Raw genomic sequence first — 2704 nt, forward strand, 5'->3', positions numbered from 1 at the left:
GAGTCTCGCCTACGAACCAGCCTACGAAGTCGTAGCATTCTGCCGGAGTGGCTACTACCGTTATTTCAGATCCGAATACGTACTTACCGCCACCGGAAGCCATTCCGCCTTCTTCAGGGATGACATCCACAGTGACCATGTACTCGTTGTCAAAATGCGCAACAAACGCTCTGTTAGCACTTACAACAAACTCGAGCGGATTGTCTGAACTGATGGGTAACCCGTTCTCAGTCCACTCAACGAACTTGAATCCCTCAGCAGCCACAGCTGTTAGTGAAGCTGTGTCGCCAAAAACATAAGAGCGGGCACCTGTTACCGTGCCACCATTTTCGGGGTCAACCGAAGCTTTTATATCGAAAGATTTCTTTACAAAAACTGCTGTTGCCGATATGGAATCTTTCAACACGATTTCTTTAACGTTTTCGCTAAAGCTTCCCAGACCCCCAATTTCCCATTCCTTGAAATCATAGTTTTCTGCCGGTGTCGCTGTAAGTGTCACACTGGCTCCATACTTGTAAGTGTGCATACCAACGGCAGGATCGGTCTCTCCAAGACCCTGGATAGCTATAGTAAGATTGAGATCAATCTTCTTTAGACACCCGGTCAGGAGAAAAGCAAGACCAACAAACAGAACAAGAATCAACAGAACACGAGACCGCTTTGCCACCTTGAACACCCCCTAAGAAGCGTTTGCTTGTAACAGTTTATATTTCTAGAACAACATCAATAACATCGTTAGAGCATTCCGGACTATGAACCACAAACCCACAAAAGCGCCACTCTGATTTTATCACGTTTACAGAATCCATGTCAAATAAATAGCCTCTCTCAAAAAACCAACAGAGATTCCTTATCAAATTGATGCAGCAAGGATCTTGAGAAATATTATAAACCATGGACTGCCAAATACCAAATGAGTTGGCATACACCTTTTTTTCCTCGCTAATGATAAGGAAATCTCTTTCGATTTCTTGTGAGTAAAGCAAGCTTTATTACCCGGGTGGTATAATCTTAGAAATCCAAAAGCGACAAACTTTGTGTGGTTAACGGGGTGAATGTATGAAACGTACTCTACTTCTTGTTTTCTTTAGCCTTATTTGTCTTTCGGCAACCGCTTCGGTGATTATTGATTTTTTCGGAGTTCCCACATGTCAGGAGTGCTTCGAGGCCGAGATGATGATAGACAGTCTCAAATATGAAGTGGAAGAAGAAGTGATTCTGAACAAGTATTTACTTACCGAATCGAAGAATCAGGAGCTCAAGCTGAAATACACGAGGGTTTACAACGTCAATGACAGCGAGGCAGATCTAGTCCCGCTTATTTTTATAGGCAAAGACGCCTTCACCCCATCAAACCTCGATCCGACGGCAGTTCTTGATAGCATGTTGAATTACTCCTCGGAAGAACGGGAGAAAAAGCAACGGGAGATAGATGAACTCGAGGAAGACGTGAGTCAAGTGTTGACGGAAAGATACAGCCAGTTCAGTCTATTCGTCGTTCTAGGAGCCGGTCTTATCGACGGGATAAACCCATGTGCCTTTGCCGTCCTTATATTTCTGGTTTCGTACCTTTATTATGTTGGAAGGGGTAGAAACGAGATACTTGTGGCCGGCCTGTTCTTCGCTATTGGAATCTTTGCCGCTTATCTGGCTATGGGGACGGGTCTTCTCGGCGCCGCAGGGTACATCGACAGCGTTTCCCGTCTCTTTCAGATTGTATTCTATCCGGCGATGACGGTCTTCACCGCAGTTCTGGCAATACTCTCCGTCGTTGACTTCTACAGAATGCGGTACAAAGGTAAGAAGGCTGTGCTTGAACTCTCTAAAGGCCTGAAGCGCAAGACTCACGAGATAATCCGAAAGAACGCGAAGGTCAAGACGATCTGGATCGCATCGCTAATAACCGGAATACTGGTTTCATTTGTGGAGTTCATGTGCACGGGCCAGATATATCTCCCGACGATAGTGTATGTCATAAGCAGCGCCGGAATGTCAGCTCGGGCACTGGGCTTCCTTATCGTATATAATCTCGGTTTCACTGTTCCAATAATCGCAATTACTCTCATTGCTTATTTCAGCTCATCAACAAAGAAGATACAGGAGTTTATGACTTCCACTCAGGCAGCTGCAAAGATCAAGCTGCTCATGGGAGCTTTGTTTGTAGTCTTCTTTGTAATAATGCTTAATATTACGCTTAAGACATTCAATTTGATTTAGGCAGCGAGGCCCCCCAGAACTTAGATTAGTACCGATGAAACATGCCCGATGGAAAACACGATTAGTCATTTATGATGCCGTCTGGCTCCCTGTTCTTCACAAGCTTTATTTTGACAGTACGTCCTTGCCATATCTCATGCAAGAGAAACCTCATCATCACCCACAAGTCTGGGAATCAAATGCCAAACATATACTGGTGCTTGTGCGAATGCTTTGGTTTTTTCCTGATGTTCCTGATCTTAATTCCTCCCTCGAGGGAGCTCATCATTTCCCATAAGTTAGCCCTAAATAGAAATCATATTGTGCTTCTTCTCCCTTGACAATATGTGCTGTGATTGGCTCTTGATGATCCTGATTTTAAGTCCTCCCTCAAGGGAGGAGGGCTCTTGAGAAGAAGAGAAAGAAGAAGCTGAGTGACGGGACACCGGCACACAGCTTTCAGACTCTTCTATTTGAAATGAGTACGATTGTCTGTAACGATGCTATC

Annotated in this window: 2 protein-coding genes; one reads left to right on the forward strand and one right to left on the reverse strand. The window is 44.6% G+C overall.

Going from position 1 to position 2704, the window contains the following annotated elements:
• Positions 1-667 (reverse strand): InlB B-repeat-containing protein (locus tag B3157_RS07910; RefSeq protein WP_414674287.1); only part of this gene is annotated, 667 nt, incomplete at its 3' end.
• A 392-nt stretch (positions 668-1059) separates the two neighbouring features.
• Between B3157_RS07910 and B3157_RS07915 the strand changes: the two genes are divergently transcribed.
• Entirely contained in the window at positions 1060-2217 is a 1158-nt protein-coding gene (locus B3157_RS07915) for a cytochrome c biogenesis CcdA family protein (protein WP_103133817.1), read from the forward strand.
• Positions 2218-2704: the final 487 nt, after the last annotated feature.

Origin of the sequence: Mesotoga sp. UBA5557 (genome assembly GCF_002425715.1) — a bacterium.
GTDB lineage: Bacteria > Thermotogota > Thermotogae > Petrotogales > Kosmotogaceae > Mesotoga.

What these genes read in the sequence shown, in the direction of transcription:
- B3157_RS07915 (WP_103133817.1), top strand. Translation starts at nt 1,060, where the DNA reads ATGAAACGTACTCTACTTCTTGTTTTCTTTAGCCTTATTTGTCTTTCG.